Raw genomic sequence first — 25,478 nt, forward strand, 5'->3', positions numbered from 1 at the left:
CCGATCTGACGAAGTCCGAACCGCGCCCGACGGGTGCCCCTCCCCCGGCCCCTCCCCGGTCGTTCCGCACGGAGAGGGGAGAATTCGATCCCGCTCCGGACGGCCGGTCGGCGAAAACCATCAGCCCCGCAGCCTTCGAGAGGCCGCGGGGTTGATCGCGTTTCAGCTAAGACCTTCCGGATGATCGTGGGATCAGCCTTAACTGCCGTTGCAGGCTATTCCCTATTCCCTATTCCCTATTCCCTGCAGTTCACACCATCGGGCACCCGCGGCACGGCACCGCCTTGGGACACCCTTCGCACGGCAGCTCCGGCGCGGGCAGGTCGCCGATGCGCGCCTTTTCCTCCGCCAGGCGCAGGGCCAGGTAGCGCATCCGCCGGCTGTTGGTGGCCTCGCTGAACTCGCCCTCGCGCGCGGTGCCCAGCGTGCCCGACGCCGCGTGCGTGGCGATCTCGCGCACCTGCTCGATCTCCTCCACCCCCAGCCGGCCCAGCCCCGGCAGCTCGTGCCGGGGCGCGCGCTCGAGCACCAGCACCTGCCGCGCGAACGAGATGAACATCGAACACGCCTCGGGGCAGGGCACCAGCGCGTCGCCCGTGGTGTCGCCTTCGCTGGGCAGGTCCAGCGGCGTGTCGCCGTCCACGTTCCACGCCACGCGGCGCAGGCACACGGCGTCGCCGCAGCAGGCGCGCACGGTGTTCCGCACCACGTCGGCCGGCAGCAGCTTTACGGCGCCGTACATGCCGCTCTGCCGCGCCGCCACCTCGCGCCAGTGCGTCACGCGCAGGGTGCCCGCCAGCTCCGCGTACCAGTGCAGCGCGCACGCCGGATAGAGATAGTCCAGCGCCGTCCACAGCGCCCGCACGTCCAGGTCTACCAGCGCCCACCCCTGCCGCAGGGTGGGCGCGGTCTTCAGCGGGCGGTGCTCGCCGCCGCTGGTCATCTGCGCGATGAAGCGCGCGGCGTACGGGTCGCTGGTGACCGTCTCCAGCGACAGGATGGATCGGTGGACGTCGCGCGCGTGGCGGATCTCGTACTGCCCGTCCCCCGTGCGCAGCAGGCGCACCTGGAGAAAGGTGCGCCCCGCCTCGCCCGCGGCGTCGATCCACTCGGTCAGCGCACGCCGCGCGTCGGGGATGCCGCCCGGCGCGTGCGATCCGCGCACCCGCGGCGCGTCAGACACGGGCCGCCTCCCCCACCACCAGCCCCGCGGGAACGCGCGCGCCGGCCTCGCGGGCGCGCTGCAGCACGATCTGCGCGATCTCGGGAAAGGTGCCCACGGGCGCCGCGTAGAAGATCGTCCGCCCGTCCTTTTCGGTCATGGGGCTGACGGCGGGGCGGTTGATCCCCAGGTCGTCGGGGATGGTCTCCTGCGTGTGCCACCCCTCCGCCACGAAAAAGGGAACCAGGACGACGGTCCGCTCCTCCATCTCGTCCAGCACCTCGCCCACCTCCGGCGCCTGGTCCAGGAACCCGGTGCGCACGTGGCCGAAGACACCCGCCGCGTCGGCCTCGCGGCTGACGCGGTAGATGACCTCGGACGAGTTGCTGTTCCGCTCCGTCCCGTGGCCGATGATGATGAGCCCCGCCCGCCGCGCCTGCTCGTCGGTGAGCCCCGCGGTTTCCTCCGCGCGGCGCAGGATCATCGCCGGCATGCCGGGATGCGTGCCGACGGGCGGCGTGTAGTGGATGGTCCTGCCCAGCTTGCGCGTGGTGGAGGGCGCCGGCCCGTCCAGCCCCAGCTCGCGCGGAATCACCTCTTCGGTGAAGTAGCCTTCGGAGATGAAGAGGGGCACCACGTACACCTCGTCGGCCTCCACCAGGTCGAACACCTCGCGCATGGAGGGCTCTTCCTTCCAGAAGCACTCGCGCACCTCGTCGAACGCGCCCGACGCGCGGATGGCGGCGGCGTGCGCGTAGACGGGCGCGCTGCTTTCGGCGTTCAGGTGCGACCCGTGGCCGATGATGATCAATGCCTGCAACTGCCTGGCTCCCTTCGGCGAACGTTGTACGTACGCGCCGAAGATGGCCCGGCGCCAGGCGCCGGGCAAGGAGCGGCGAACGGAAATCCTCTTCCTCCCATGGCCAGCAGAGGAGGTGCACGCCGCCAGATCCGCCAAGATGTCTCACGCGGAGAAAGCAGAGGACGCAGAGGGATGGTTTTTCTCTGCTCCTCTGCGTCCTCTGCGTGAGAACCTTCTTTTGCCGGAGCTTCCTCTACGCCGGATATTCGCGCGCGGCCAGGTGTTCCCGCCCCTGGGCCAGCGTATGCCGGGCGTGCGTTTCGGGCTGGGGGCTCATCCTGGGGTCCTTGCGGGGGAGGGATGGAGCCGCCGCGCCGGGCGGATGCCAATGTGGAGGATAGTACCGGGCGGGATGTGCACGGTGACAGCCTTTTCTCCCCGCCCGCCGCGGGGACGTGTCTTTCGATGGGAGCCACGGACGAACAAAACCCCCGCGAGCGGCTGCACGCGGGGGCGATTTCGTCCGGCCGGTCTGGGCCGCAGGCGGATTGCTCTACGGCTGCGGCGGCGCCGGCGTGACGGGGACCTGCGGCTGCGGATTCACCGTGGGCGCGGGCATCGCCGGAGCCTGCGGCTGGACGGGCGGCGGAGGCGGCGGCGGGACCTGGGCGGGGGCGGGACGCAGGCTGGCGTCGTATCCCCAGGGCTGCAGGGTCCACTTCCAGCGCTCGCGCGGCGCGGCGGCCCCGGTGACCGCGCCCACCACAAAGCCACCGGCCAGCCCCGCGCCGCCGCCGATGACGGCCATCTCGCCCATCTCGCGGTCCACCACCTTGGCCAGCAGCGGCCCGGCGATCAGCCCCAGCCCCGCGCCGATGAAGGCGCCCATGCGGCCGCGGTACCACGCCGTCGAGGCGGCGCTTCCGCCGGCGAACTCGTCCAGCCGCAAGACGGAGCGCAGCGGCAGCACGACGGTGTCGCCCGTCACCTCGTCGGTGACGGTGATGCCCTGCTGCGTGTACGCCGTGACCGTGCCCGTGACCGGCGCGGGGATGAAGTTGGGCGCCGTCACGCGGACGCGCGTGCCGGTGAGCCCGTCCGCGCGCTGGGCGGCCGCCGGCGTGGCGAGCAGGAGCGCGGCCAGCGCCGCAAACGTCAAGGTGCGCGTCATTGTCATGGAAGTGAGTGTGAAAGGCGTGCAGATCGGGACGGTGAATATGCCCGCGACGCAGAAGAACGCAATCCTCCCGTTGCCTCCGCTCGTCTGGATCGACCGGGTCCCGAAACGGAATGCCCTCACCCAGCGTCAACAGAGTCAGCAGAGTGTACGCCCTCTGACCCTGCCAGCTTCTGTGTGAGGCCATTCTTCGCCAGCGGGTGAGCCGGCCGCGACGGCGGTCAGGTGCTCGGCGAAGTCGCTCCATCGCCGCTCCAGCTGGTTGCGCGTCTGCCGCACTTCGTCGCGTCCTCGCCGCGCCGCGCCGCGCACGCCACACGCTGCGCGTCTGCGGCACCATCTCCCTGGCACATTGGGAGAGCGGACCCCCGGTGGTGGCGAGCAGCTCCTCCATGGCCTGGTGCGAGACCTCGATCGCGCCGCGTTCCGTTGCCGCTTGCTGCCTCTTCCACCACGGGATCTCCGCCCGCGTCACCTGAATCGGCGCGTAAACATCTTGTTCTTGGCGCATTCCCTTTGAACGGTTACATTTACGCGTCCCGGCTCCCCGTTGGCCCTTCCCTCCCGCTGGATTCGTGGTCCCGCTGTGATCATCGAGGTAAACATGAAACCGTCCTCCTCCCTCCTGCGCCGTGTTGCGCTCGTTCCGCTGGTGCTCGCGCTGGCCGGGTGCGGCGACAAGAGCCCGTCGCGCCCGGAGGGCACCACGCCCGTCGGCGTGCGCGTGGTGAGCGGCGACGGGCAGACCGGCGCCGCGGGCGCCACGCTGGAAAAAGACGTGGTGGTGGAGGTGGTCGACGACAGGGGGCGCCCCGTACCCGGCGTGCTGGTGCGCTTCAGGGTGCTGGACGGCGAAGGGAGCGTGGCCGCAAGCCCCTTGACGCAGGACGAGCCGGCGATGGCGCGGGCGCGGTGGACCCTGGGCCCGGTTGCGCCCGACTCGCAGGTGCTGGAGGCGTGGCTGGAGGGCGTGCAGGCCACCCCCGTGCGCCTGGTGGCCTTTTCGGTCCCGGGCCCGCCCGCGCAGCTTTCGCGCGTGCGGGGCGCGACCGCCGGCCTCGTGGGTGGCGCGGTCACGCCCGCCCCGGCGGTGAGGGTGGCGGACCGCTTTGGCAACGGCGTCCCCGGCGTAGAGGTGGGATGGGAGATGGTGGCCGGCGACGGCACGCTCTCCCCCGCGCGGGGGCAGACGGATTCCACGGGGGTGGCGGCGGTGCAGTGGATGCTGGGGCCGCAGGTGGGCGCGGAGCAGACGGTGCGCGCGGCGGCGGCGGGGCTTCCGCCGGTGCCGTTCACGGCCGTCGCGGGCACGGAGGGCGTCCCGCTGCAGCTGGCCAGGCGCGGCGGCGACGGGCAGCACGCAGCGGTGGGCACCCTGCTGGCGGACTCGCTGCGCGTGGCGCTGCGCATGCCGGACGGCCGCCCCGTGGCGGGCGCGCAGGTCACGTGGGCGGCGGCCGCGGGCGGCGTGACCCCCGCGGTGTCGCGCACGGACGCGCAGGGCTACGCGGCCGCGGCGTGGCGGCTGGGCACCGTGGCCGGGCTGTCCACCGCCACCGCCACGGTGGACGGCGGCACGCTGACCTTTACCGCGCGCGGGGACGCGGGCCCGCCCGCGCAGCTGTCCATCGCCGGCGGCGACGGCGGCACGGCGCCCATCGGCGGCGCGGCGCCGGACGACCTGGCGGTGCGGGTCGAGGACGCGTACGGCAACCCCGCGCCCGGCGCGCAGGTCACGTGGACCGTCACCTCGGGCGGCGGCTCGGTGCAGCCGGCCGGCGGCGTGGACCTTCCCGGCATCACGCGCGCCCGGTGGATCCTGGGCCCGCTGCTGAACTCGGCCCAGACGGTGCGCGCGTCCATCGCCGGGGGCGCGTCCGCCACCTTTACCGCGACCGCCCACGCGCGGGGCGTGCCGCTGCAGATCACCGGGCACGGCATCGGGCAGCGCGGGACCCCGGGCAGCGTGCTGGCGGACTCGCTGGTGGTGGCGGTGAGCTGGTCCGGGCGCCCCGTGCGCGGCGTGCGGGTGCAGTGGACGGTGCCCGCGGGGAATGGATCGGTCACGCAGGGGGCAGAGGAAACCGACGCGCAGGGGCGCCTTTCGGCGGCGTGGCGGCTGGGCACGGTGGCGGGGCCGTCCTCGATCACCGCCACGGCAGAGGGCGGAACGCTGACGTTTGGCGCCGACGTGGTCGCGGGCCCGCCCGCGCAGGTGGCCATCGTGGGCGGAAACGGCGGCACCGCCCCCATCGGCGGCACCCTGCCCGGCGACCTGCAGGTGCGGGTGAGCGACGCGTACGGCAACCCGGCCCCCGGCGCGCCGGTCACGTGGATCGTCACGTCGGGCGGCGGGTCGGTGCAGACGGCCGACGGCGCGGACGCGCCCGGGGTCGCCACCGCCCGGTGGACGCTGGGCCCGCGGCTGGACTCGGTGCAGACGGTGCGCGCGTCCATCGCCGGGGGCGCGTCCGCCACCTTTACCGCGACCGCCCACGCGCGGGGCGTGCCCCTGCAGATCACCGGGCAGGGCAGTGGCCAGCGCGGGCCCGTGGGCAGCGTGCTGGCGGACTCGCTGGCGGTGGTGGTGCGCTGGTCCGGGCGCCCGGTTCAGGGCGCGCGGGTGCAGTGGACGGTGCCGTCGTCGTACCAGGGATCTATCACCCCGGCGGAGGGACGCACGGACGCGCAGGGACGCGCTGCGGCGGCGTGGCGGATGGGGCCGGGCGCCGGCCACGCGGAGGCCACCGCGACGGTGGAGGAAACCAGCCTGGTCTTTGTCGCCACCGCCCAGGTGGGCACGGCCGCCAGCCTGACGCCCCTGGGCGGGAGCAGCCGCGAGGGCCGGGTAGGCCAGCCGCTGGCGGACTCGCTGTTCGTGGCGGCGCAGGACCAGTACGGCAACGCCGTTCCCGGCGTGACGGTGACCTGGGGGGTGGCCTCGGGCGGCGGGTCCATCAGCCCGGCGCAGAGCGTCACCGATTGGCGGGGGGTCGCGGTCGCGCAATGGACGCTGGGGCTGGTGGCCGACTCCACCCAGCAGGCCTCGGCGGTGGCGCCGGGCGCGGCGCGCGTGTTCTTCAACGCGACGGCGCGCACCCAGGGGGTTACGCTGCACCTGACGCGGCGGGCGGGCAACGGGCAGTCGGGCCGGGTGAGCACCGTGCTGGCGGACTCGCTGGAGGTGGAGGTGCGCACGCCGGCCGGGCAGCCGGTGCGCAACGCCTTCATCCGCTGGGACACCAACGTGGAGTACAGCGGCGGAATCTCGCCCAACAGCTCGCGCACGGACGCGAACGGCCGCGCCCGCACCTCGTGGGAGCTGGGCTACATGCCCGGTCCGGTGCAGGCAACCGCCCGCCTGGACGACGCGGTGGTCACCTTCACCGCCACCGCGAATCCCTGAGCGGCGTCCCGCGGGCGGATCGGCACGCGGAGCCTGCGGCGTACAAACGAGAGTTCGCGGAGAACGGCAGGCCCGTTCTCCGCGAACTCTTTTTTGACCCCATCGAGGATTTTCGTGCACCCACGATCGAGAACATCGTACGCGCGCCGCCAACCGTCCTTCCGAGGGAGGCGCCCGCCCGATCTCCGCCGCCGCCGAACGACACCGCCTTCAGAGGGTGTTGCTAAACCTCAAATCCATAACGAAGCGGTGACTTCCTGAGGGAGCGCACCACGTGTAACCCGATTCCACACAACCGCCTGCGCGCGACCGAAGGACCTCGTCTCGGTGGCGCAGGGGCCAGATCAGGGCACGGGACCAGCCCCGTCGTTCTGCTGGCGAGGTCCTTCAGTCGGCGCCAAGGTGCAGTGTGCAAGCGAGTTAGGGGGTGGCGCCTCCCTCAGGAAGTCGATCACGCTGGGAGGTTTGGCAACACCCTCTCAGGCGCCCCGCTTGCGGGCGTACGCCTCGTCGTAGCGGGCCGCGACGGCGGTCAGGTGCTCCGCGAAGTCGCTCCACCGCCGCTCCAGCAGGTTGCGCGTCTTTCGCACCTCGTCCGCCTCTTCTCCGCGCCGCGCCTGGCGCAGCGCGGGGAGCACGTTGTGCATCTGCGTCACCATCTGCCGGGCAAGCAGGGGAAGCGGACCCGTGGTGGTGGCGAGCAGCTCTTCCATGGTCTGGTGCGCGACCCGCGCCAACTCGGTGCTCTCCAGGTGTCCCGAGGCCAGCATGTGGTCGACGAGGAACGCACGGTACCAGTAGTAGCTCAGGCGGTCGGCTGCCTGCTTCACCGTAAAAAAGTACAGCAGCTTGCGCGAAAGGCGCTTCAACAGCCCGACCGTCAGGTACACCGGCAGTGCCGCGCACCCGCCTCCGCCGCCCTCCTTCTGCAGCACCGCCCGCACCTCGCCGGGAATCGTGCGCCCGCGCGACTCCGCCACCGCCCCGGGAATGCGCTTGCGGAAGAACGCCTCGAAGGCGTCGTCCATGAAGGGGATGGGGATCAGCACGGAAAGGCCGGCCAGCGTGGCATCGGCGTATCGAGACCACTCAAAATCCGTCGTCCGCGCGTAGGGCATGGCAGGTCAGCAGGCAGAGGGAGGTTCGCCGGCACTCCGCCGGCCAAGTCGCCGCCGCGGATTGCACGACCCACGCCGCCGGTGAACCGCGCCCTTTTCTCAGCGGATCACACGACTCCTCTGAAGGCCAGGCCATGCCGCAGCGGGTGTTGCCAAACCCCTCGAATCCCAACGAAGCGGTGACTTGCTGATACCCATTGTGAAAAAGAATGATCGTACAGAGGAACAGAGTCAGACAGAGAAAGCTGAAGTATCATCCTGGTTCCCCTGTCTGACTCTGTTCCTCTGTACCCATGAAGGTGTTGTTTTCCCGTGATTCGGTAGAAGAGGGTGTTGCTGAACCCCTCGAACTTCACAACGAAGGGTGACTTCCTGAGGGAGCGCCCGCGTGGAACTCGAATCCACACAACCGCCTGCGCGCGACCGAAGGACCTCGTCCGCCTTCGCGAAGGACTGTCCTCCGGGCGCGGCAGCCGGCCCCTCGGTTCTGCCGGCGAGATCCTTCGGTCGGCGCCAAAGTCCATCGTACCCGCAGGTTGCGTAGCGGCGCCTCCCTCAGGAAGTCAATCGCAGGGCGAGGTTTGGCAACACCCTCTCAGGAGTCAATCATGGGGGAGGTTTAGCAACACCTCCTCAGTTGACCGCCGCCGTCCGCACCTGCACGGCGGGCGCGAGCAGCTTGTACATCACCGGCGTCACCAGCCGCGCCAGGATCGTCGACGAAACCAGGCCGCCGATGATGACCCACGCGAGCGGCGAGTAGAGCGACGAGCCCTCCAGCGCCAGCGGCAGCAGCCCGCCGATGGCCGTCAGCGTGGTGAGCACGATGGGGACGAAGCGGATCTCGCCCGCCTTCTGGATGGCGTCCACCAGCCCCATCCCCTCCTCACGCAGCTGGTTGGTAAAGTCTACCAGAAGGATGCTGGTCTTGATCTCGATGCCGATCAGCGCCACGAAGCCGATGGTGGCGGTGAACGACAGCGTGTGCCCCGTCAGCCAGAGCGCCGCGATGCCGCCGACGAGGCCCAGCGGGATCACCGACGCCACGATGAGCGTGCTGCGAAAGGTGCGGAACTCCAGCACCAGGATGGCCAGGATCATGAAGGTGGCCACGATCACCGCGCCGCCCACGCCGCCAAAGCTCTCCTGCCGGCTCTCGATCTCGCCCGCGGCGGTCCAGCGGTAGCCGGCGGGCATCCGCATCCCCTCCAGCTTGTCCAGCACGGCGCGCGTCACGCGGTCGGTGTTGTACCCGGACCGCACGTACGACGTCACCGTCACCGCGCGCTGCTGCTCGTGGTGCGCAATGCGGGGCGGCGAGCTGGCGAAGCGCACGTTCGCCACCTGCCGCAGCGGCACCGTGGCCCCGCTCAGCGCGGTAACGTAGACGCGGTCCAGCGCCTCCACCGTGGGCATCCCCTGGTGCGGCAGGCGCACGCGGATGGGGTACTCTTCGCCAGATCCGTCGCGGAACACGCCCGCGTTCAGCCCCGCCACGCCCAGCCGGATGGTGCGGTCCACCTCCACCGCGGGAATGCCGAACATCCCCGCCTTGTGCTGGTCCACGTCGACTTTCAGATCCGTGCGCGCCAGCCGCACCGGGTTGTCGACGTACATCGACCCCGGCGTGGCGGTGATGACGCGCTCCACCCGCGCCGCCAGCGCGCGCAGCGTGTCCAGGTCGGGCCCGGTCAGGCGGATGGCGACGGGCGCGTCGATGGGCGGCCCGTTCTCGAACTCGCGCACCTCGATGCGCGCGTTGGGGTACGCCGCGAACCGCGCCCGCAGCGAGTCGAACATCGCCGGCGTATCGGTGGGATGGTACTCGTCGAGCGTGACGAACAGCTGCGCCACGTTGGCGTTCTGGCTGCGCGGGATGACGTTGTAGTACACCTGGGGATTGTCGCGCCCCACGTTGGTCATCACCGACTCCACCCCGTGCTGCCGCCCCACGATGCGCTCGGCGAAGCGGGCGGCGCGGTCCGTCTCGGCCAGGCTGCTTCCCTCCGGCGTCTCGACGTCCACCAGGAACTGCGGCGTGCCGGCCTTGGGAAAGAGCGAAAAGCCCACGACCGGCACCAGCGCCAGCGACGCCACGAACAGCGCGGCGGCGCCCCCCAGCGTGCGCCCCGGACGCGCCAGCGCCCGGTGCAGCACCGGCGCGTACGTGGCGCCGATGGCGCGGTGCATCCACCGCATGAAGACGTTCCCCTCCGGGTCCTCGGTGCGCGAGAGCGTGCGGCTGGCCAGCCAGGGGACGATGGTCAGCGAGACGACCAGCGACGCCAGCACCGTGTAGACCACGGTCAGCGGCATCACCCGGATGAACTTGCCCGCGTTGCCGGGAAGGAAGATCAGCGGGAGGAAGGCGAAGATCAGCGTGGCCGTGCATCCCACCACCGCCACGGAGATCTGCCGCGTGGCCATCAGCGCCGCCTCGCGCCTCGATCTGCCCTCACGAAGGAAGCGGCTGATGTTCTCGACCACGACGATGGAGTCGTCCACCAGCAGCCCCAGCGCGATCACGAAGCCGACGATGGAAAGCTGGTTGATGGTAAAGCCGGTCAGGTTGAGCGCCGTGAGCCCCATCGCCAGGGAAAGGGGGATGCTGACCATCACGATTCCCGCCGCGCGCACCCCCAGCGGCAGCAGCGTCAGCAGCACCAGGACGATGGCGATGGCGAAGTCGCGGCCCAGGTGGCTCAGCCGCTCGCCGACGTTCTTCGACTGGTCGAAGCCGCGCTCCAGCGTGACCCCCGGCGGCAGCGTCTTTTCGAACGCGTCCAGCTCGGTCCAGATGCCGTTGCGCACGGCGGCGATGTTGACGTCCGGCTGCTGGTTGGCGGTCACGAACACCGCGCGGCGGCCGTTGAAGCGCGCCACGTGCGTGGGGTCGCCGTAGCTCCAGTCGACGCTGGCCACGTCGCGGAGGAAGGTGACGTTGCCGCCGCCCGCGCGCACCACGGTGTTGCGCACCTCGTCCAGCGACGCGTACTCGCCGCTGGTCTTTACGTTGAAGCGGCGGCTCCCCGCGTCCACTGTGCCCCCCGGCAAGTTCGCGTTGTCGCTGCCGATGGCCTGCATCACCTGCCCCGGCGCCACCCCCAGCTGCGCCAGCCGGCCAAGATCGAGGCGGACGCCGATCTCCCGCTGCGGAAAGGCCCACGCCTCCGCGCTCTTTACGCCAGGCACGGCCTCGATGCGCTCCTCCAGCCGCTCGGCGCGCGCCTCGAGCTCGTGGTACGGCAGCGTTTCGCTGACCAGCGCCAGCTGCACGATGTTCACCTCACTGGCGCTGACCTTGTTGACGTCCAGCGAGTGCAGGTCCGCGGGGAGCGAGGGGCGGAGCGCGTTCACCTCGCGCAGCACCTCGTCGTACTTCTTGTCGGCGTCTTCCTCGGCCTCGAACTCCACGTTGATCACGGCCAGGCCGTCTTCCACCTGGCTCTTGATCTGCTTGAGCCCGTCCAGCTCGCCCATCCGCTCCTCGATGGGATCGACGACGAGCTGCTCCACGTCCCCCGGCCGCGCACCGGGGTAGACGGCCACCACGATGTAGGTGGGGATGGGGATGGCGGGATCCTCCGCCTTGGGGATGCCGGCCCACGAGCTGACGCCCATTACCGCCAGCATCAAAAAGAGGACGACCGTAAGCTGGTAGCGGTCGACGAAGAACTCGGTGATGCGGCTGATCATGGGACCACCTGTACGGCCGCGCCGTCGCCAAGGTACGCCGCGCCGTCCGTCACCACGTGGGACACGCCCTCCAGCCCACCGCTGACCGCCACCCGCTCCCCCGCGATGAAGCCGACCGTGACGGGAAGCCGCTTTGCCGTGCGCCCGTCCGCCGCCAGCGTGTAGACGGTCGCCGCGTCGCCGTCCGCCTCCAGGATGCTCCCGATGGGGACCAGCGCCATCTCGGCCCCCGCCGCCGGCCGCATCTCCACCCGCCCGACGAGGCCGGACGAGAGCGGCTTTCCGCCGGCGACGACGGAGACCTCCACCTGGTACGTCCCCGTCGCGGGGTCCGCCGCGGGCGCCACCTCGCGGACGCTGCCGGCGAACTCCTCGCCCGGATAGGCGTCGAAGCGCACGGTGGCCGCGTCGCCGGGCTTCAGGCGGACGGCGTCGCGGTCGGCCACGCCCACGCGCAGCACCTGCCCCCGCTCGCTGCTGCCCAGGACGACGACGGGCTGCCCCGCCCCCACCAGCTCGCCGCCCTCCGCCAGCCGGCGCAGCACCACCCCGTCCGCCGGGGCCACGATGGTGGCGTAGCGCCGGTTGAACGCCGCCGCCTGCAGCCCGCTTCGGGCCACCTCCGCGCCCGTGCGTGCGTCCTGCACCTGCGCCAGCGTGGCCACGCTGTCCGCGTACAGCGCTTCGGCGCGCTGCAGGTCGCGCTGCGCCTTGTCGACGCCGCTGCGGGCGGCGGCCACCTGCGCGTCGATCTCGCGCAGGTCCAGCGTGGCGAGCGGCTGCCCGCGGCGCACCTGCTGCCCCTCGGCCACCAGCACGCGGGCGACCACGCCCGGCATCTTGAACGAAAGCTGCAGCTCGTCCTTGCTGTGCAGCGTGCCCGTGGCCTCCACCGGCCGCGTGACCCACTCGCGCGCCACCGGCGCCGTGCGCACCGCCACCGCGTCCGCCACCCGCGGCGCCTCCGCCTTCGCCGAGCGCCCGCAAGCGGCGGTGAGCAGCAGCGGCAGGATCATCATCGCTCTATTCATCGCATCCTTCCTTTCGTCTCGATGGTTGACACTCACGCCTGATGGCAGAGGGCCCCTCCCCCCGGCCCCCTCCCCGCTCGTTCCTCGCGGAGAGGGGGAGAACTACCTGCGCCACTCACGCACTTCCGCACTTCCGCACTCACGCACTTCAGTTCCCCAGATCCCGCAGCGCCGCCGCGCGCTCCACCTCCACCCATCTCGCCGCGTAGTCGTACCGGGTCAAAATCAGGTTCAGCCCGGCGGACGTGTATACGGTGCGCGCGTCGATCAGCTCGATCTGCGGCGCGATGCCCTCCTGGTAGCGGCGCTCCACCAGCTCGTAGGTGCGCCGCGCGGCCGCCAGCCGGTCTTCCGCGGTGGCGATGGCGCCGCGGGCGACCTCGGCGGAGCGATACGCGGTGCGCACCTGCAGCTCGATCTGCTGCTCCGTCTGCGCGCGGCCGGCGCGGGCGGCGTCGGCGGTGATGCGCGCCTGCTGGCGGCGCGCGCCGGTCTGGCCGCCGTTGAAGGCGTTCCACTGGACGACGAGCGAGGCCACCGCGAAGTCGTCGTCCGCGCCGATGCGGTAGTCGGGGCCCTGGAACCCGTAATCCACCGCCAGCGCCACGGTGGGGAGGCGCGCGTGGCCGGCCAGGCGCACCTGGCTTTCCGCCGCCGCGATCCCCGCGTCGGACTGGGCCAGCTCTTCGCGGCCGGCCAGTGCCCGGCGCACCGCATCGTCCTCATCCACCGAAAGCGCGAAGGCCAGCGCGGAGTCCGGCAGCACCTCGACGGGCGTGTCCAGCGGGCGGTTGAGCAGGTGGTTGAAGCGGCGCATGGCGCTCTGGCTGCGCACCTCCGCCTCGGCCAGCGCCTGCTGCGTTTCGCCGCGCTCGGCGCGGGCGCGCAGGACGGCGTCGGGGGTGGCGGTGCCGCGGGCCACCCGCCGCTCGGCCACGCGAAGGTTCTCGTCCAGCAGGGGAAGGGTGGAGCGGTACAGCTCCACCACGCGGACGGAGCGCGCGTAGTCCAGGTAGGCGCTCTGCACGTCGGCGGCGAGCTGGCGGGTGGCGGCGTTCAGCGCGTGCCCCTGCAGGTCGCGCAGGGTGCGGCGCAGGCGGTGGTTCTCCCAGATGGAGGGCTGAAACAGCGGCTGGGCAATGCGCAGCCGCGTCTCCTGCGCCAGCGGCAGCCGCGCGTCGACGTCGGTGGGAAAGCGGTTGGTGCCGGTGAGCTCGTTCAGCGCGCCGTACGCCGGGTTCACCAGGTCACCGATGTTCATCCCTCCGCTCATCTCGCTGTAGCGCGCGTCGAAGGCCACGCTGGGGAGGAAGAGGCCGCGCGCCTCGCGCACCTCGGCGTCGGCGCGGTCGCTGGCCAGCCGCTCCTGCCGCAGCCCCAGGTTGCCCTCGATGGCCTGCCGCACGTAGCCGCCCAGCGGGTCCGCCTGCGCCCGCAGCGGCGCGGTGACGAGGAGGGAAGAGGAGAGCAGCGCGGCGAGCGCCAGCCGCGCGATGGGGATCGATCGTCCATCCGGGTACCGCATGGGGTCCACCTCCAGCCGGGGTGAGAGGGTGTTCAGAACCGCGTGGAAACATCTGACTGCGTGCATGTTTCTAACAACGTTAAGTCGACGGGCAAAAAGAACCTCCGCGCGGGACCGGCAGGGGGATCAGCCCTGCGGTGCCTCGCGGAGGATGCCGCGGATGAGCGCGTCGATGATGCGCGACGCGGTCTGCCGCAGGTCGCGCCAGTCCACCCACGGATCGTGGCACTTGGCGATCTGCAGCGAGATGATTCCGTGCACGCTGCTCCACGTCATCTGCGCCAGCTCGTGCGCGTCCGTGAGCTCCGGCCGAAAGCGTCCGGCGGCCAGGCCTTCCTCGACCGTCTGCAGCAAAAAGCCGTAGGCGTCCTCTTCCGGGTTCTTTTCCGGGTGCTCGTGGACGGGCGTACGCGTCATGAACATGATCTGGTAGTGGTGCGGGTTGTGGATCGCGAACTCCACGTACGCCATGCCGATCCGCCGCAGCCGCTCTACCGGGTCCTCGATGCGCTCCATCTGCGTGAACTGCCGGCCCAGCCTGGCGAAGTCGCTGTGGCACAGCTCGATGATGAGCGCGTCCTTGTCCTTGAAGTGGTGGTAGATGGCGGTGGGCGTGTACTCGATGCGATTGGCGATGGCGCGCATGGTGGTCGCCTCGATCCCCTGCGTCGCGAACATCTCTCGCGCCGCCTCGAGGATCTTGTCGCGCGTCTCCATGCGCTCCCGCTCCCGCCGCTCTTTGGTTCCCATAACCTTGATTGATGACTTAACAGTGTTAGGATGGATGATACCTGCGGGCCATTCGGGTGTCAAGCATCGTGTGCAAGGGGCGTGTTCCACATCCCGATCCGACCAACGCGGATCTCGCCGCGTCCGCCCCAGGAGCGAATGAATTCGCCGCGGGAAAGGCGCAAAGTCCGCCTGCGCGGACTCGGCGGCCCGGGCGCGTGCGGCGTCCCACGCACCGGCGCGTCCGCAACGGGAGAGGCGCCTGCGCGGCTCACCTGCTCCTGACGAAACCCGACTCTGTCATTCCGAGGGAGCGCCGCGCGGAATCATACGAATCCGCGGAAGTCAGGGCGCGACCGAGGAATCTACCGTCGGCCACTTCCGCGCTGTTCGAAGCGCATCGTGCCCGCGGTAGCGCCGCCCCTGCCGCGCCTCGTTGAACCGCCCCTACTCCTCCGGCTCGTCGAACAGGCCCAACAGGTCGGGCGAGGGCGTGCGCGTTTTGCGCGGGCGGGGGGCGGAGACGCGTGGCTCCAGGAACTCCACCTCCGCATCCGCCTCCAGAAAGCCGTACGTCGCGCGGCCGGTGCGCTTGAGGACCGCGAGTGCGGCACGCACCTGCTCGGGCGCAACGTCTCCATCCCCCCCGGCCGACAGCAGTTCGGGAACGGGCACCCTGGTTCCCACATGGCGCGCGTGCAGCTGGTCAGCGAGCACGCCGGGATCCGGCCCGCGCCGCGCCGGCTCCGGTTCCGACGAGAGCGCAAAGAGGTCCAAGACCGCGGCTGGCTCGTCAGGTGCGGGCTGCGACGGCGCCTCGACGGCGGATGCGGTGGCGCGCTTGGCGGCCCGTGACCTGGGCTTGGCGGCAGCTGGTTCGGGTGCGGCCGCCTCAGATGCCGACGGATCGGCGGCCGATTCGGCGGCAGGCGGCCCGGCGGTTGACTCAACGGCGGCCGGCTCGGAGGCTGGCGGCTCGGAGGCGGCCGGTTCAGCCGCAGGCGCCTCAGATTCGGCGATGGGCGGCTCGGCGGCGGCTGGCCCGGCGTCGGCCACCTGAGACTCGGTGGCGGCTGGCTCGGCGACGACCGTCTCCGGCGTCGGCGGCTCGGCTACGGCCGGCTCTGCGGCAGCTGGATTAGCGGCCGCGGTTTCCGGCGCCAGTTGCTCGATGATGGGCGGCTCTGCGACGGCCGGCTTGCTGGCTGGCGTCTTTGCGGCTGGCGACTCGGCGGGAGCCGGCGTCTCTGCAACGGCCGACTTGCGGCCGGCGCGGCGCTTGGGTGCGGGGGCGCTGTCGGCGACGGCGGTGTCCAGCGCCAGCTCCAGCTCCGACAGGTGCGCGGCGTGGGGGGTGGAGAGGAGGAGGTGGACGGATCCCGCCTTGCCGGCGACCGGCAGAGCACGGGTGGATCGATCCTCGTCGACCCCGGCCAGCAGCGCCTGCATGCGCTCCAGGACGGCGGCCAGCGCGGCATCGGCACCGCCGGCGCGCTGCGCGGTGCGCCAGGCGGCGACCCATCCGTGGCGCGGATCGGCCAAGAGCGCGGAGCAGCCTTCCACCAGGCGCCGCAGGTTGGGCGGCAGGTCGGCCAGCGGGCCGGTGAAGTGCGCCTGCTTCGCGAAGTCCTCCAGCGGAACGCGCAGCAGCACGTCGGTGCCGGCAAGCTCGGCGATGGGCTCCAGCGCGGCCCACGGCAGCGTCCGCGCGGTGAGCGGCGCCAGGCGCACCAGGGCCGGCTCATCGCCAATCGCGCTGGCGAGCCGCGTGGCCACGCCGGCGAACGGCGCTTCCACCAGCGCAATCTGGCCCGGCTCGGTGGCGGCGGGATCGGCGGCCACGTGGATGCGCTCGCCCAGGCCGATGCGGTCCAGCTCCTGGCGCAGGCGCGAGATCAGGCCGGGATCTTCGTCGATCAGCACGATGCGCGTCGCCGCATCCAGCGCCTGCACGGCGGCGATGGCGACGGCCTGCGCCGTCGTGCCCCGCAACGCCGCGCGCTGCAGGTCCGCCCCCGCGAATCCATCGACGTACCACGGTGCCGCCGGTTCGGGAGCATCCTCCTCCCGCGGACGCGCGACGCTCTGCGCCCAGCGGCCGGCGTACCGGCCCGCGATGGCGCAGGAGAGCGTTTCGGCGTCGGGAGCGGGAGGAGCAGTCACGTCAGTGGCCAGAGAGGAGCGCGAGTAGCACGTAGATTACACCCGCACAAAAGCCGAAGCAAGCGCCTGTCTCATACACGCGAGGATCAGGGCCGTTTCGCGAGGTCAGTGCGGGTGGTGGTCCCAATCTATCAGCGCCAGTGACTTTCCGAGTCCATGGATCAAGTTGCTGTCATTCCGAGGCCCGCCCGCGCTGCACCGGCCGAATGCGACCCAGGTTGCAGGGCCGAGGAATCTACTGTCGGCCCACGCGGGGCCGGACGCGGCAGCCCGCGCCACAGCCGCGGCGACGAAACCGCTAGACAGGGCCAGTCCGGGGCCTCACCGCACGTCACCAGGAAACGGAAAGTAGATTCCTCGTCGCGCACCGAGTTTGTTGGTCAAGCAGGTGCAGCGCGTGCGCTCCTCGGAATGACAGATCGGCGGTGGGCGCCCAGTGCCGGTTTAGCTCAAAGGGTGTTGCCAAATCTCCCAGCGTGATTGACTTCCTGAGGGAGGCGCCGCCCCGCAACTCGCTCGTACACTGCACCCTGGCGCCGACCGAAGGACCTCGCCAGCAGAACGACGGGGCGGGTCCCGTGCTCTGATCTGGCCCCTGCGCCACCGAGACGAGGTCCTTCGGTCGCGCGCAATCTGTAGTGTGACTTACGGGGTGGACGTGGTGCGCTCCCTCAGGAAGTCAGTTCTTGGCGTGTTGGTGATAATAAACGATCATTTACGAATACCAGGCAATCCCGTCATCTGCTCGCTGATCTCCCATAGGCGGCGGGCGGCGGTGTCGTCCTGCGCGGCGGATGTGATGCGGGCGGGGCGCTCGTCCTGAAAGTAGCCGCCGGTCACTGTGGCTACGTCGGGAAAGGAGGCCAGGTACACGGTGGTTCGCGCGCCCTGCTCCGGCGTCTTCATGAAGAATTTCAGCAGCCGCAGCGGGGCAAATCCGCCGAAGAGCAGTTCCGTGGCCACCACGCCCGGATGCAGCGCGTTGGCCGTGACCTGCGCCGGCGGAACGCGCCGGGCAAGCTCGCGGGTAAAGAGGATGTTGGCCAGCTTGGTGTTGGCGTACTGCCGCAGCCCGTTGTACTTGCCGCGCATCTCCACGTCGTCCAGGCGCAGCGCGGCGCCACGGTGCGCGCCGGAGCTCATCGTCACCACACGGGCCGGGGCGCTGGCCCGCAGCCGGTCCAGCAGCAGGTTGGTGAGCAGAAAGGGGGCGAGGTGGTTCACCGCCCACTGGGTTTCGATGCCGTCCGGCGTAAGCTGCAGCGTGCGCGTGTAGACGCCGGCGTTGTTGATCAGCACGTGCACCGCCGGCCAGCGCTCCATGATCTCCGCCGCGGCCGCGCGCACCTGCGCCTGCACGGCCAGGTCCGCCCGCACCACGTGCACGCGGTCGTGCCCGGCGGCGCGCACCACCGCCTTGCGCGTGTTCTCCGCGCGCTCCGGGCTGCGCGCGACCAGCACCACCGTGGCGCCACGCCGCGCCAGCTCCGTCGCCGCCGCCTGCCCCAGCCCCGCCGTGGCGCCCGTGATCACGCAGACGCGCCCCTCCATCCCCCGCCCGCTCATCCGCTTCCTTTCGTTTCCATCGATCAGCCCGCCGCTACCGTCGCGTGACGCCGCGGCACTGGCCCCGTGACGCGCAATGGCGTAAATCGTCTACGGACCCCATCGACCGACACCCGCGGTACCGCAGGCAATCGCATGACGCATGATCTCGACCGCCGCGCCTTCATCCGCCAGGCCGCCGCGCTGGGCGGCACCGCGCTGGTGGCGCCCTCGCTGCTGGGGCTTTCGGCCTGCTCGGCCGCCACCGGCGCCATGCCGCGCGCGTTAGGCTATGGGCCGCTGATGCAGAGCACGGACGTCCCCGAGCTGTGGGTTCCGGAGGGGTTCACCGTCCGCAAGCTCAGCACCACGCGCGCGCCGTCGCTGGTGAACCCCGCGCTGACGGTGCAGTACGGGGTGGATGGGATGGCGGCCTTCGACGCGGGGAACGGCGCGGTGCGGCTGGTGCGCAACCACGAGATCCGCGACGCGGCCGCCAGCGCGCGGCTGCTGGGCCCCGGCGTGCGCGCGTACGACCGCAAGGCGGGCGGCGGCACCACGACGCTGGAGGTGCGGCAGTCGCGCGGCGGGTCCGTGGAGCTGGCGCGCGAGTTCGTAAGCCTGAGCGGCACGCACACCAACTGCGCCGGCGGCCCCACCCCGTGGGGATCGTGGATCACCTGCGAGGAGACGACGGTGGGGCCCGCGTCCGGCTACGAGCGGGCGCACGGCTACTGCTTCGAGGTGCCGGCCAGTGCGGACGCCGAGGTGGAGCCCGTGCCGCTGCGCGCGATGGGCCGATTCGTCCACGAGGCGATGGCGGTGGACCCGCGCTCCGGCACCGTCTACCTGACGGAGGACGTGACCTACGATCCCGCCGTCGCCGCCGGAAAGGGTGCGGGGTTCTACCGCTTTCTCCCCGCGCAGCCGGGGAACCTGGCGGCGGGCGGGCGGCTGCAGATGCTGGCCGTGCGCGGGCGGCCCAACTACGTCACCGCCAGCGGGCAGACGGTGGGCGCCTCGCTGGAGGCCGGATGGGTCGACATCCCCGATCCCGATCCGGCGGCCGCGGAGGCGAACCTGTCCGCCGTGTTCCAGCAGGGGTGGGCGCGGGGCGGGGCGGTGTTCCAGCGGCTGGAGGGGTGCTGGTACGGCGAGGGCAACGTGTACTTCAACGCCACCAGCGGCGGCAACGCGGGCGCCGGGCAGGTGTGGAGCTACCGCCCGGGCAACGCGGACGGCGGCACGCTCACGCTGATCTTCGAGTCGCCGTCGCGCGACGTGCTGGACAGCCCCGACAACCTGTGCGTGAGCCCCCGCGGCGGCCTGGTGCTGTGCGAGGATGGCGGGGGCGAGCAGTTCGTCCGCGGGTTGACGACGGATGGAAAGATCTTCGACTTCGTCCGCACCGCCGGCCCCAGCGCCGAGACGGCGGGCGCGTGCTTCAGCCCCAACGGCCGCACGTTGTTCTTCAACATCCAGGGCGGCACTAGCGCCACCACCACCCTGGCCGGAGGCACCTACGCCATCTGGGGCCCGTGGGAAAAGGGCGCGCTCTGATCAACGGTAGCTCCCGAACTTCTGAAGCGTCGACGGACTGACGAGTTGGTGGGGTACAGAGGAACAGAGGTCCAAAAGAGAGGTGCAGAGGAGCCGTCGTTTCGGGCCTCTGCTCCTCTCTTCACTACCTCTGTTCCTCTGTACCCCCAGTCTTTTGCGGATCTGGTCGAACGCGCCTACGCCGGCTCGTCCGTGCCGTCCCACTCCGCGTGGAAGCGGTCGAGGTACTCCTGCATGAAGCGGTGGCGGCCTTCCGCGATGCGGCGGGCGGCGGGGGTGTTCATCCGGTCGCGCAGCAGCAGCAGCTTTTCGTGGAAGTGGTTGATGCTGGCGCCGGTGCTCGCCTTGTAGCGGTCGAAGCTGTCGTGCAGTTCCGGCGCTTCGCCGGGCTCGTGCAGCGGACGGCCGCGGCTGCCCCCGTACGCAAACGCCCGCGCGATGCCGATGGCACCGATGGCGTCCAGCCGGTCGGCGTCCTGCACCACCGCGCCCTCGGGGCTGGCCATCGGCGTCGGCACACCGGCGCCCTTGTACGACAGCGCGGCGATGATGGCGCACACGTGCTCGACGGTCTCCGCGTCCGCGCCGGCGCTTGCCAGCCAGGCGCGGGCCGCCCGGGGGCCGGCCGTCTCGTCGCCGTCGTGGAACTTGTGGTCGGCCACGTCGTGCAGCAGCGCCGCGAGCTCCGTCACGTACGGGTCCGCGCCCTCTTCGCCGGCCAGGCGCAGCGCCGTGCGCCGCACCCGGTCCACGTGCCACCAGTCGTGCGAGCCCTCCGCGTGCATCCGCTCGCGCACGAACGCCTCCGTCCGCCGCAGAATCCCGTCCCGATCGCCCATCCCGCCTCCCGTGTGGTGTTGTGGGCGACGAATCTGCGCCCTTGGCGGTGGATGGGGAAGATGCGGCGCGACCCTCCGGGCTCCAAACAGCGCGGGGAGGGTGACGCGAGGGGAAGGTTGGGAGCGACGCCGAAGTTCGGCACGGACCTGCGGGGCGCTTCGGCAGGGCTGGGCGCGAGGGGCGGGCGCCCCCTCCGGGCTCGCATTACTCGCCCACCTCCCCCAAAACTGCTGGGGGAGGTTGGGGGTGGGGCTGGCGGTGGGGCGCTTCGGCAGGGCTGGCGCGGGAGGGTGAGCCGCCCCCCCCGGCCCTCCCCCGCAAACCGCGCGGGGGGGGTGACGCGCACGACAAGATATTCGAAGTGGGATCGAATTCTCCCCTCTCCGTGAGGAACGAACGGGGAGGGGCCGGGGGAGGGGCACCCCTTCGGACGCAGACCAACGTCTTTCGACGAGCCCCCATACCGTCGGAAACAACAAACCTCCCCCAAACTTGGGGGAGGTGCGAGCCTAAGCGAGCGGAGGGGGCGCCCTGCCGGCGCAGCTCGACCCCTCCGAATCACTACCGAAGTTCTCCCCCTCTCCTCGCCCACTTTGCGATAAGAGGTCGGGGGAGGGGCAGAGGTCAGGTCCCTACCGCGCCGCCGGAGCCGCCTTGGCCGGCTGCGCCTGCTGGCCCGCCTGGCCCGGAGCCGCCGGAGCCGCCGGAGCGGCAGGACGCGCGCTGTCGGCGGGCTGGGGGGCGGGGCGCCAGCGGATGGCCTGCATCACCGAGTCGATGGCCGCCGGGTCCTTGAGCTCGCCCGTGCGCGAGTAGATGGTGCGGCCGCGCTCGTCCAGCACCAGCGTCACCGGCACCGTCCCCGCGCGGTACATCCCCGCCACCTTCTCGTCCGGAAAGCGCACCGTCTGGTACGGCAGCTGGTGCTTGGCGATGTACTCGCGCGTCACGTTCACGGAATCCAGCGACACGCCGTACACGGCCGCGCGAATGCTGGTCATGGTGTCGGTGGCGGCCTTGATCTGCTTCCAGGCGGGAATGCTGCTCAGGCAGAAGGGGCACGACGTGGTGTACATCATCAGCACCTGCCGCCCCTCGCCCTGCACCTCGCCGATGGTGGCCTGCTGGCCTTCGAGCGTGGGCGCCTGGAATGCCGGCATCCACATCCCGCGGATGGGCATGGTGCGCGCCTCGCGCAGCTGGTACTGCGCCTGCTCCAGGTCGGTGATCAGGCCGCGCTTCTGCCAGCCCAGCAGCACCACCAGCGCCGCGGCGACCGCCAGGGCGGCGTAGGGAAGGATGCGATAGATCCGGTCCTGCATGGGTCTGCTCCGGGGCGTCGGGGAATGCGGAGGGGAGGACAACCAATTTACGTCGCGGAACGGATGATTCAAGCCCCCCGCTTTCCGCCCCGGGCGCGCCGCGCTACAATCCGCGCCGGTCCACCGTGCGCGACCCCGTCCGCGAAAGCTCCCGATGCGCATCCACCCCCTCGCCGCCGCCCTGCTCCTGGCCTGCGCCGGCGCGCCCGCCGCGGCCGCGCAGCTCCTTCGTCCCGGGGACGCGCAGGTCACCGCGGTACTCGCGGAAGGCGCCGAGGGGTACGACATCCACCTGGGGAGCGAAGACGACGCGCCGATGGGCCAGATGATGCTGCGCACCCGCCTGGCCACGGTCGACGGAACGCCCGCCCTGGTCCGCACCGAGGAAACGTGGATGGACGCCCTGCTGGTGCAGGTGGATTCGTTCATCCTGCACCGCGGCACGCTGGCGCCGCTGCGGCTGGTCCGGTCCACGGATCGCGAGGCGGTGTCGATGGAGTTCGTCGGCGGGGGCGTACGGACCGTGTACCACGACCGGTCCGGCGCCGACACGGCCGAAACCGTTCCGATCGCGGAGCCGGTCTTTCTGGGCGGCACCACCGACCTGCTGCTGGGCGCCCTTCCCCTGGCCGCCGGCTACACGGCCCGGCTGGCCCTGTACGACCCCGACGAGGGCCTGGGCACGATGGACGTGGAGGTGGAGGCGGCGGAGGACCTGGTGCTGGACCCGGGGGGCCGTGCCGTGCCCACGTGGCGTGTGCGGGTGACGCACGCCGGCGCGCCCGCGACGTACTGGATGGACCGGGAATCGCGTACGCTGGTGCAGTTCAGGAGCGCGGAGACGGACATTCTCATCGTCCGCACGCGGGAAGGCCGCGGCCGCGCCCGCCCCACCCGCTGAACCGTCGGAACACCGCCATGAGCGAGCCGCAGTCCAACGTCCGCATCGCCCTTACCCGCCCGCCCGAGGGCGACCTGGAGGCGCGCGACATCCGCGAGAGCCTGTCCGCCGTGGTGCAGACCGGGCCGCACCTGTGGCTGGGGTGCGACGAGACCGCCACCCTGGAGCGCGTCACCGACCACGGCGCCGGCCGCTACGCCGAGCACCGGACGTATCGCCTGGCCGACGTGCTGGACCTGCCCGGCGACGACGACGCCGAGGTGGACGTGGAGGGGCTGGCCTGGGCGCCGCCGTACCTGTGGATGGTGGGGAGCCACGGCCGCAAGCGCGGCAAGCCCGATCCGGACGAGGGCGTGGAAAAGGCCTTCGCGGCGCTGGCGGACGTGGACGAGGACGAGAACCGCTACCTGCTCGCCCGCATTCCGCTGGAAGAGGACGCGGAGGGCGGCGGCCTGGTGCCCCGCCGGTCCTGCGCCGACCCGCGCGACCCGTCCTCCACCCTCACCTCCGCCCGGCTGCGCGGCAAGGGCCAGCGCAGCGCGCTGATGCGCGCCGTGCGCGAGGACGAGCACCTGCGGCGCTACCTGAAGCTGCCGGGCAAGGACAACGGCTTCGACGTGGAGGGGCTGGCCGCGGCGGGCGGGCGGCTGTTCCTGGGGCTGCGCGGCCCCGTGGTCCGCGGCTGGGCGGTGGTGCTGGAGGTGGAGCCGGTGCCCACGGACCGCCCGGAGCGCCTGAAGCTCAAGAAGATCGGGCCGGAGGGGCGGCGCTACCGCAAGCACTTTCTCGACCTGGACGGCTTGGGCGTGCGCGAGATCACCGCGGACGGCGACGACCTGCTGGTGCTCGCCGGGCCCACCATGGGCGTCCGCGCGCCGGCCACCCTTTTTCGCTGGCCCGGCGCGGTCAAGCTGGAGGCGGATTCCATCACCGCCCGCGACACGCTGGAAAAGCTGCTGGACCTGCCGCACGACGTGGACGGCGGCGCGGACCACCCCGAAGGCATCTGCTGCCTGGAGGACTTTGGCGGACGCACCCGCGAGGTGCTGGTGGTCTACGACAGCGGCGGTCCGCGCCGGCAGGATGGCGACGCCGTGGTCGCGGACGTGTTTCGCGTTCGGCGCGGGCGCGGTCCGGGGCTGATGGAAACCCTCTTTCCCCCGCGCCACGGCGGGGACGGCGAACGGAACGGAGGCGGGGAAGGCGGATGAGCGAGCCGTATCACGTGTTCATCAAGGGCGGCGACGCCCTTCGCGAGGTGGAGGGCGCGCTGGACGCGCTCAAGAAGCGCGGCGTGACGCGCGAGGGCGCCGGGCTGTACAAGTGCATGTACGTGACGCGCGCCGACCAGACGGTGCTGATGACGGAGTCCGCCGGCTCGGCGCTGGCGCTGGAGATGCGCGGCCGCCCCGGCTGGGCGGAGCCGGGAGACAAGCCGCTGAACGTGTAGATGCTGCACGTCACCAACGGCGACGCCGCGGTGGGGCCCATCCGCGCCGTGGGGGTGGAAGGCGGCGTCCTTCCCTGGCGCGACGTGCTGCACGAGGGGCCCGTCCCCGGCGGCCTGCCGCTGCCGCGGCTCAGCGAGGTGCGCGCGGACTACATCGCGTCGCTGGGCTGGGGGCCGGCGGACGAGGTGCGCCGCCAGTTCGCCGGGCGGGACGGCGCGCTGGCCGCGGCGGGGAAGGAGGACGAGGTGGTGCTGTGGTTCGAGCACGACCTGTACGACCAGCTGCAGCTCATCCAGCTGCTGGACTGGTTCGCGGACCATCCGCACCCCCGGCTTACCCTCATCAACCCGCCGGAGTACCTGGGCGGCATCACCGCCCAGCGCGCGCGGGAATTGTTCGATGCGCGGCAGCCCGTGACGCGCGCACAGCTGGCGCTGGGTCGCCGGGCGTGGGACGCGTTCCGCGGCACGGACCCGCGCCAGCTCGAGGCCGTCCTCTACGCGGAGAGTGCGGACGCGCTGCCGCACCTGCCGGCGGCGCTGTTCCGGCTGCTGGAGGAGTATCCCGCGACCGGCAGCGGGCTTTCGCGATCGGAGGAGCAGATCCTGATCGCCTTTTCCGCCGGCCCGCGCACGCTGGCGGACGCCTATCCCGCCGCGCACCACGACGTGGAGGACGCGGTGTGGCTGGGGGACGCGTCGTGGATGGGATACGTGGAGCGGCTGGCCGCCGGCGCGGAGCCGCTGCTGGCCTGGGAAGGCGACGGGGAGGGCAGCGAGCCAAGGGTATCCATGCGCCGCCGCGCGCGGATCACGGACGCGGGGCGCGAGGTGCTGTGGGGCCGCGCGGACGCGCTGTGGATGAACGGCACGGACCGCTGGATCGGCGGCGTGCACCTGGCCGGCCGCGAGGTGCCGTGGCGGTGGGACGCGGACGAGGAGCGCATCGCCGAAGGGTGAGGCGGATGCGGTCATCCGCCCCGCGTGACCCGTTTTTCATCCCCGTCGAAACGCGCGGCGGGGTGGCACGCGTAGAGTGGCACGCATTCTT

General features: G+C 71.6%; 18 protein-coding genes. 6 read left to right on the forward strand and 12 right to left on the reverse strand.

Going from position 1 to position 25,478, the window contains the following annotated elements; all coding sequences use genetic code 11:
• Positions 1–250: 250 nt before the first annotated feature.
• From VGC13_RS26090 to VGC13_RS26100, 3 genes are all read right to left on the reverse strand, one after another.
• Complete coding sequence (locus VGC13_RS26090) at positions 251–1,183, reverse strand: DR2241 family protein (RefSeq protein WP_331128253.1); 933 nt, start codon at positions 1,181–1,183, stop codon at positions 251–253.
• Entirely contained in the window at positions 1,176–1,982 is an 807-nt protein-coding gene (locus tag VGC13_RS26095; protein ID WP_331128254.1) for a CbiX/SirB N-terminal domain-containing protein, read from the reverse strand. Before VGC13_RS26095 ends, VGC13_RS26090 begins: the two co-directional genes overlap by 8 nt.
• 535 nt (positions 1,983–2,517) lie before the next feature.
• Positions 2,518–3,135: a hypothetical protein gene (locus VGC13_RS26100; RefSeq protein ID WP_331128255.1), complete on the reverse strand. Its 618-nt coding sequence runs from the start codon at positions 3,133–3,135 to the stop codon at positions 2,518–2,520.
• 610 nt (positions 3,136–3,745) lie between these two features.
• On the opposite strand from VGC13_RS26100, the gene VGC13_RS26105 reads away from it, so the two are divergent.
• Positions 3,746–6,547, forward strand: coding sequence for a hypothetical protein (locus tag VGC13_RS26105; RefSeq protein ID WP_331128256.1), 2,802 nt, complete (start codon positions 3,746–3,748; stop codon positions 6,545–6,547).
• Between the two features lie 479 nt (positions 6,548–7,026).
• Here VGC13_RS26105 and VGC13_RS26110 read toward each other — a convergent pair whose 3' ends face one another.
• The 7 genes from VGC13_RS26110 to VGC13_RS26140 all read right to left on the reverse strand — a co-directional run bounded on the left by VGC13_RS26110 (position 7,027) and on the right by VGC13_RS26140 (position 18,375).
• Positions 7,027–7,665 carry a hypothetical protein gene (locus tag VGC13_RS26110; RefSeq protein WP_331128257.1) on the reverse strand — a complete coding sequence of 213 codons (639 nt, stop codon included), beginning with the start codon at positions 7,663–7,665 and terminating at the stop codon, positions 7,027–7,029.
• A gap of 633 nt (positions 7,666–8,298) precedes the next feature.
• Positions 8,299–11,361 (reverse strand): efflux RND transporter permease subunit, encoded by a 3,063-nt coding sequence (locus tag VGC13_RS26115; protein WP_331128258.1) that lies wholly within the window; start codon positions 11,359–11,361, stop codon positions 8,299–8,301.
• On the reverse strand, positions 11,358–12,392 hold the full coding sequence (locus VGC13_RS26120; protein WP_331128259.1) for an efflux RND transporter periplasmic adaptor subunit: 1,035 nt from the start codon (positions 12,390–12,392) through the stop codon (positions 11,358–11,360). The genes VGC13_RS26115 and VGC13_RS26120 overlap by 4 nt, the downstream gene beginning before the upstream one ends.
• A 148-nt stretch (positions 12,393–12,540) precedes the next feature.
• Positions 12,541–13,917, reverse strand: coding sequence for a TolC family protein (locus VGC13_RS26125; protein ID WP_331128260.1), 1,377 nt, complete (start codon positions 13,915–13,917; stop codon positions 12,541–12,543).
• Positions 13,918–14,043: 126 nt separating this feature from the next.
• Positions 14,044–14,634: a TetR/AcrR family transcriptional regulator gene (locus tag VGC13_RS26130; protein ID WP_331128261.1), complete on the reverse strand. Its 591-nt coding sequence runs from the start codon at positions 14,632–14,634 to the stop codon at positions 14,044–14,046.
• Positions 14,635–15,093: 459 nt separating this feature from the next.
• Positions 15,094–16,809 (reverse strand): hypothetical protein, encoded by a 1,716-nt coding sequence (locus VGC13_RS26135; RefSeq protein ID WP_331128262.1) that lies wholly within the window; start codon positions 16,807–16,809, stop codon positions 15,094–15,096.
• 711 nt (positions 16,810–17,520) lie between these two features.
• Positions 17,521–18,375, reverse strand: coding sequence for an SDR family oxidoreductase (locus VGC13_RS26140; protein WP_331128263.1), 855 nt, complete (start codon positions 18,373–18,375; stop codon positions 17,521–17,523).
• A 135-nt stretch (positions 18,376–18,510) separates the two neighbouring features.
• Between VGC13_RS26140 and VGC13_RS26145 the strand changes: the two genes are divergently transcribed.
• A complete protein-coding gene (locus VGC13_RS26145; protein WP_331128264.1) occupies positions 18,511–19,914 on the forward strand; it encodes an alkaline phosphatase PhoX in 1,404 nt (467 codons plus the stop codon).
• A gap of 176 nt (positions 19,915–20,090) precedes the next feature.
• On the opposite strand, the gene VGC13_RS26150 is transcribed toward VGC13_RS26145, so the two are convergent.
• Positions 20,091–20,753 (reverse strand): HD domain-containing protein, encoded by a 663-nt coding sequence (locus tag VGC13_RS26150; protein ID WP_331128265.1) that lies wholly within the window; start codon positions 20,751–20,753, stop codon positions 20,091–20,093.
• Positions 20,754–21,386: 633 nt separating this feature from the next.
• On the reverse strand, positions 21,387–22,076 hold the full coding sequence (locus tag VGC13_RS26155) for a TlpA disulfide reductase family protein (protein WP_331128266.1): 690 nt from the start codon (positions 22,074–22,076) through the stop codon (positions 21,387–21,389).
• A gap of 154 nt (positions 22,077–22,230) precedes the next feature.
• Between VGC13_RS26155 and VGC13_RS26160 the strand changes: the two genes are divergently transcribed.
• From VGC13_RS26160 to VGC13_RS26175, 4 genes are read left to right on the forward strand one after another with little or no spacing between them, the layout of a single operon-like run.
• Positions 22,231–22,977: a hypothetical protein gene (locus VGC13_RS26160; RefSeq protein ID WP_331128267.1), complete on the forward strand. Its 747-nt coding sequence runs from the start codon at positions 22,231–22,233 to the stop codon at positions 22,975–22,977.
• A gap of 17 nt (positions 22,978–22,994) precedes the next feature.
• Positions 22,995–24,188, forward strand: coding sequence for a DUF3616 domain-containing protein (locus VGC13_RS26165; RefSeq protein WP_331128268.1), 1,194 nt, complete (start codon positions 22,995–22,997; stop codon positions 24,186–24,188).
• Positions 24,185–24,427 (forward strand): hypothetical protein, encoded by a 243-nt coding sequence (locus VGC13_RS26170; protein WP_331128269.1) that lies wholly within the window; start codon positions 24,185–24,187, stop codon positions 24,425–24,427. The genes VGC13_RS26165 and VGC13_RS26170 overlap by 4 nt, the downstream gene beginning before the upstream one ends.
• A complete protein-coding gene (locus VGC13_RS26175) occupies positions 24,428–25,387 on the forward strand; it encodes a DUF1835 domain-containing protein (RefSeq protein ID WP_331128270.1) in 960 nt (319 codons plus the stop codon). It abuts the gene before it with no gap.
• Positions 25,388–25,478: the final 91 nt, after the last annotated feature.

It is taken from the genome of Longimicrobium sp., assembly GCF_036399255.1.
Taxonomy (GTDB): domain Bacteria; phylum Gemmatimonadota; class Gemmatimonadetes; order Longimicrobiales; family Longimicrobiaceae; genus Longimicrobium.

Excerpts from the sequence above, each read along its gene's own strand:
- VGC13_RS26100 (WP_331128255.1), bottom strand. The coding sequence starts at position 3,135 with ATGACGCGCACCTTGACGTTTGCGGCGCTGGCCGCGCTCCTGCTCGCC.
- VGC13_RS26105 (WP_331128256.1), top strand. The coding sequence starts at position 3,746 with ATGAAACCGTCCTCCTCCCTCCTGCGCCGTGTTGCGCTCGTTCCGCTG.
- VGC13_RS26110 (WP_331128257.1), bottom strand. The coding sequence starts at position 7,665 with ATGCCCTACGCGCGGACGACGGATTTTGAGTGGTCTCGATACGCCGAT.
- VGC13_RS26115 (WP_331128258.1), bottom strand. The coding sequence starts at position 11,361 with ATGATCAGCCGCATCACCGAGTTCTTCGTCGACCGCTACCAGCTTACG.
- VGC13_RS26120 (WP_331128259.1), bottom strand. The coding sequence starts at position 12,392 with ATGAATAGAGCGATGATGATCCTGCCGCTGCTGCTCACCGCCGCTTGC.
- VGC13_RS26125 (WP_331128260.1), bottom strand. The coding sequence starts at position 13,917 with ATGCGGTACCCGGATGGACGATCGATCCCCATCGCGCGGCTGGCGCTC.
- VGC13_RS26130 (WP_331128261.1), bottom strand. The coding sequence starts at position 14,634 with ATGGAGACGCGCGACAAGATCCTCGAGGCGGCGCGAGAGATGTTCGCG.
- VGC13_RS26140 (WP_331128263.1), bottom strand. The coding sequence starts at position 18,375 with ATGAGCGGGCGGGGGATGGAGGGGCGCGTCTGCGTGATCACGGGCGCC.
- VGC13_RS26145 (WP_331128264.1), top strand. The coding sequence starts at position 18,511 with ATGACGCATGATCTCGACCGCCGCGCCTTCATCCGCCAGGCCGCCGCG.
- VGC13_RS26150 (WP_331128265.1), bottom strand. The coding sequence starts at position 20,753 with ATGGGCGATCGGGACGGGATTCTGCGGCGGACGGAGGCGTTCGTGCGC.
- VGC13_RS26155 (WP_331128266.1), bottom strand. The coding sequence starts at position 22,076 with ATGCAGGACCGGATCTATCGCATCCTTCCCTACGCCGCCCTGGCGGTC.
- VGC13_RS26160 (WP_331128267.1), top strand. The coding sequence starts at position 22,231 with ATGCGCATCCACCCCCTCGCCGCCGCCCTGCTCCTGGCCTGCGCCGGC.
- VGC13_RS26165 (WP_331128268.1), top strand. The coding sequence starts at position 22,995 with ATGAGCGAGCCGCAGTCCAACGTCCGCATCGCCCTTACCCGCCCGCCC.
- VGC13_RS26170 (WP_331128269.1), top strand. The coding sequence starts at position 24,185 with ATGAGCGAGCCGTATCACGTGTTCATCAAGGGCGGCGACGCCCTTCGC.
- VGC13_RS26175 (WP_331128270.1), top strand. The coding sequence starts at position 24,428 with ATGCTGCACGTCACCAACGGCGACGCCGCGGTGGGGCCCATCCGCGCC.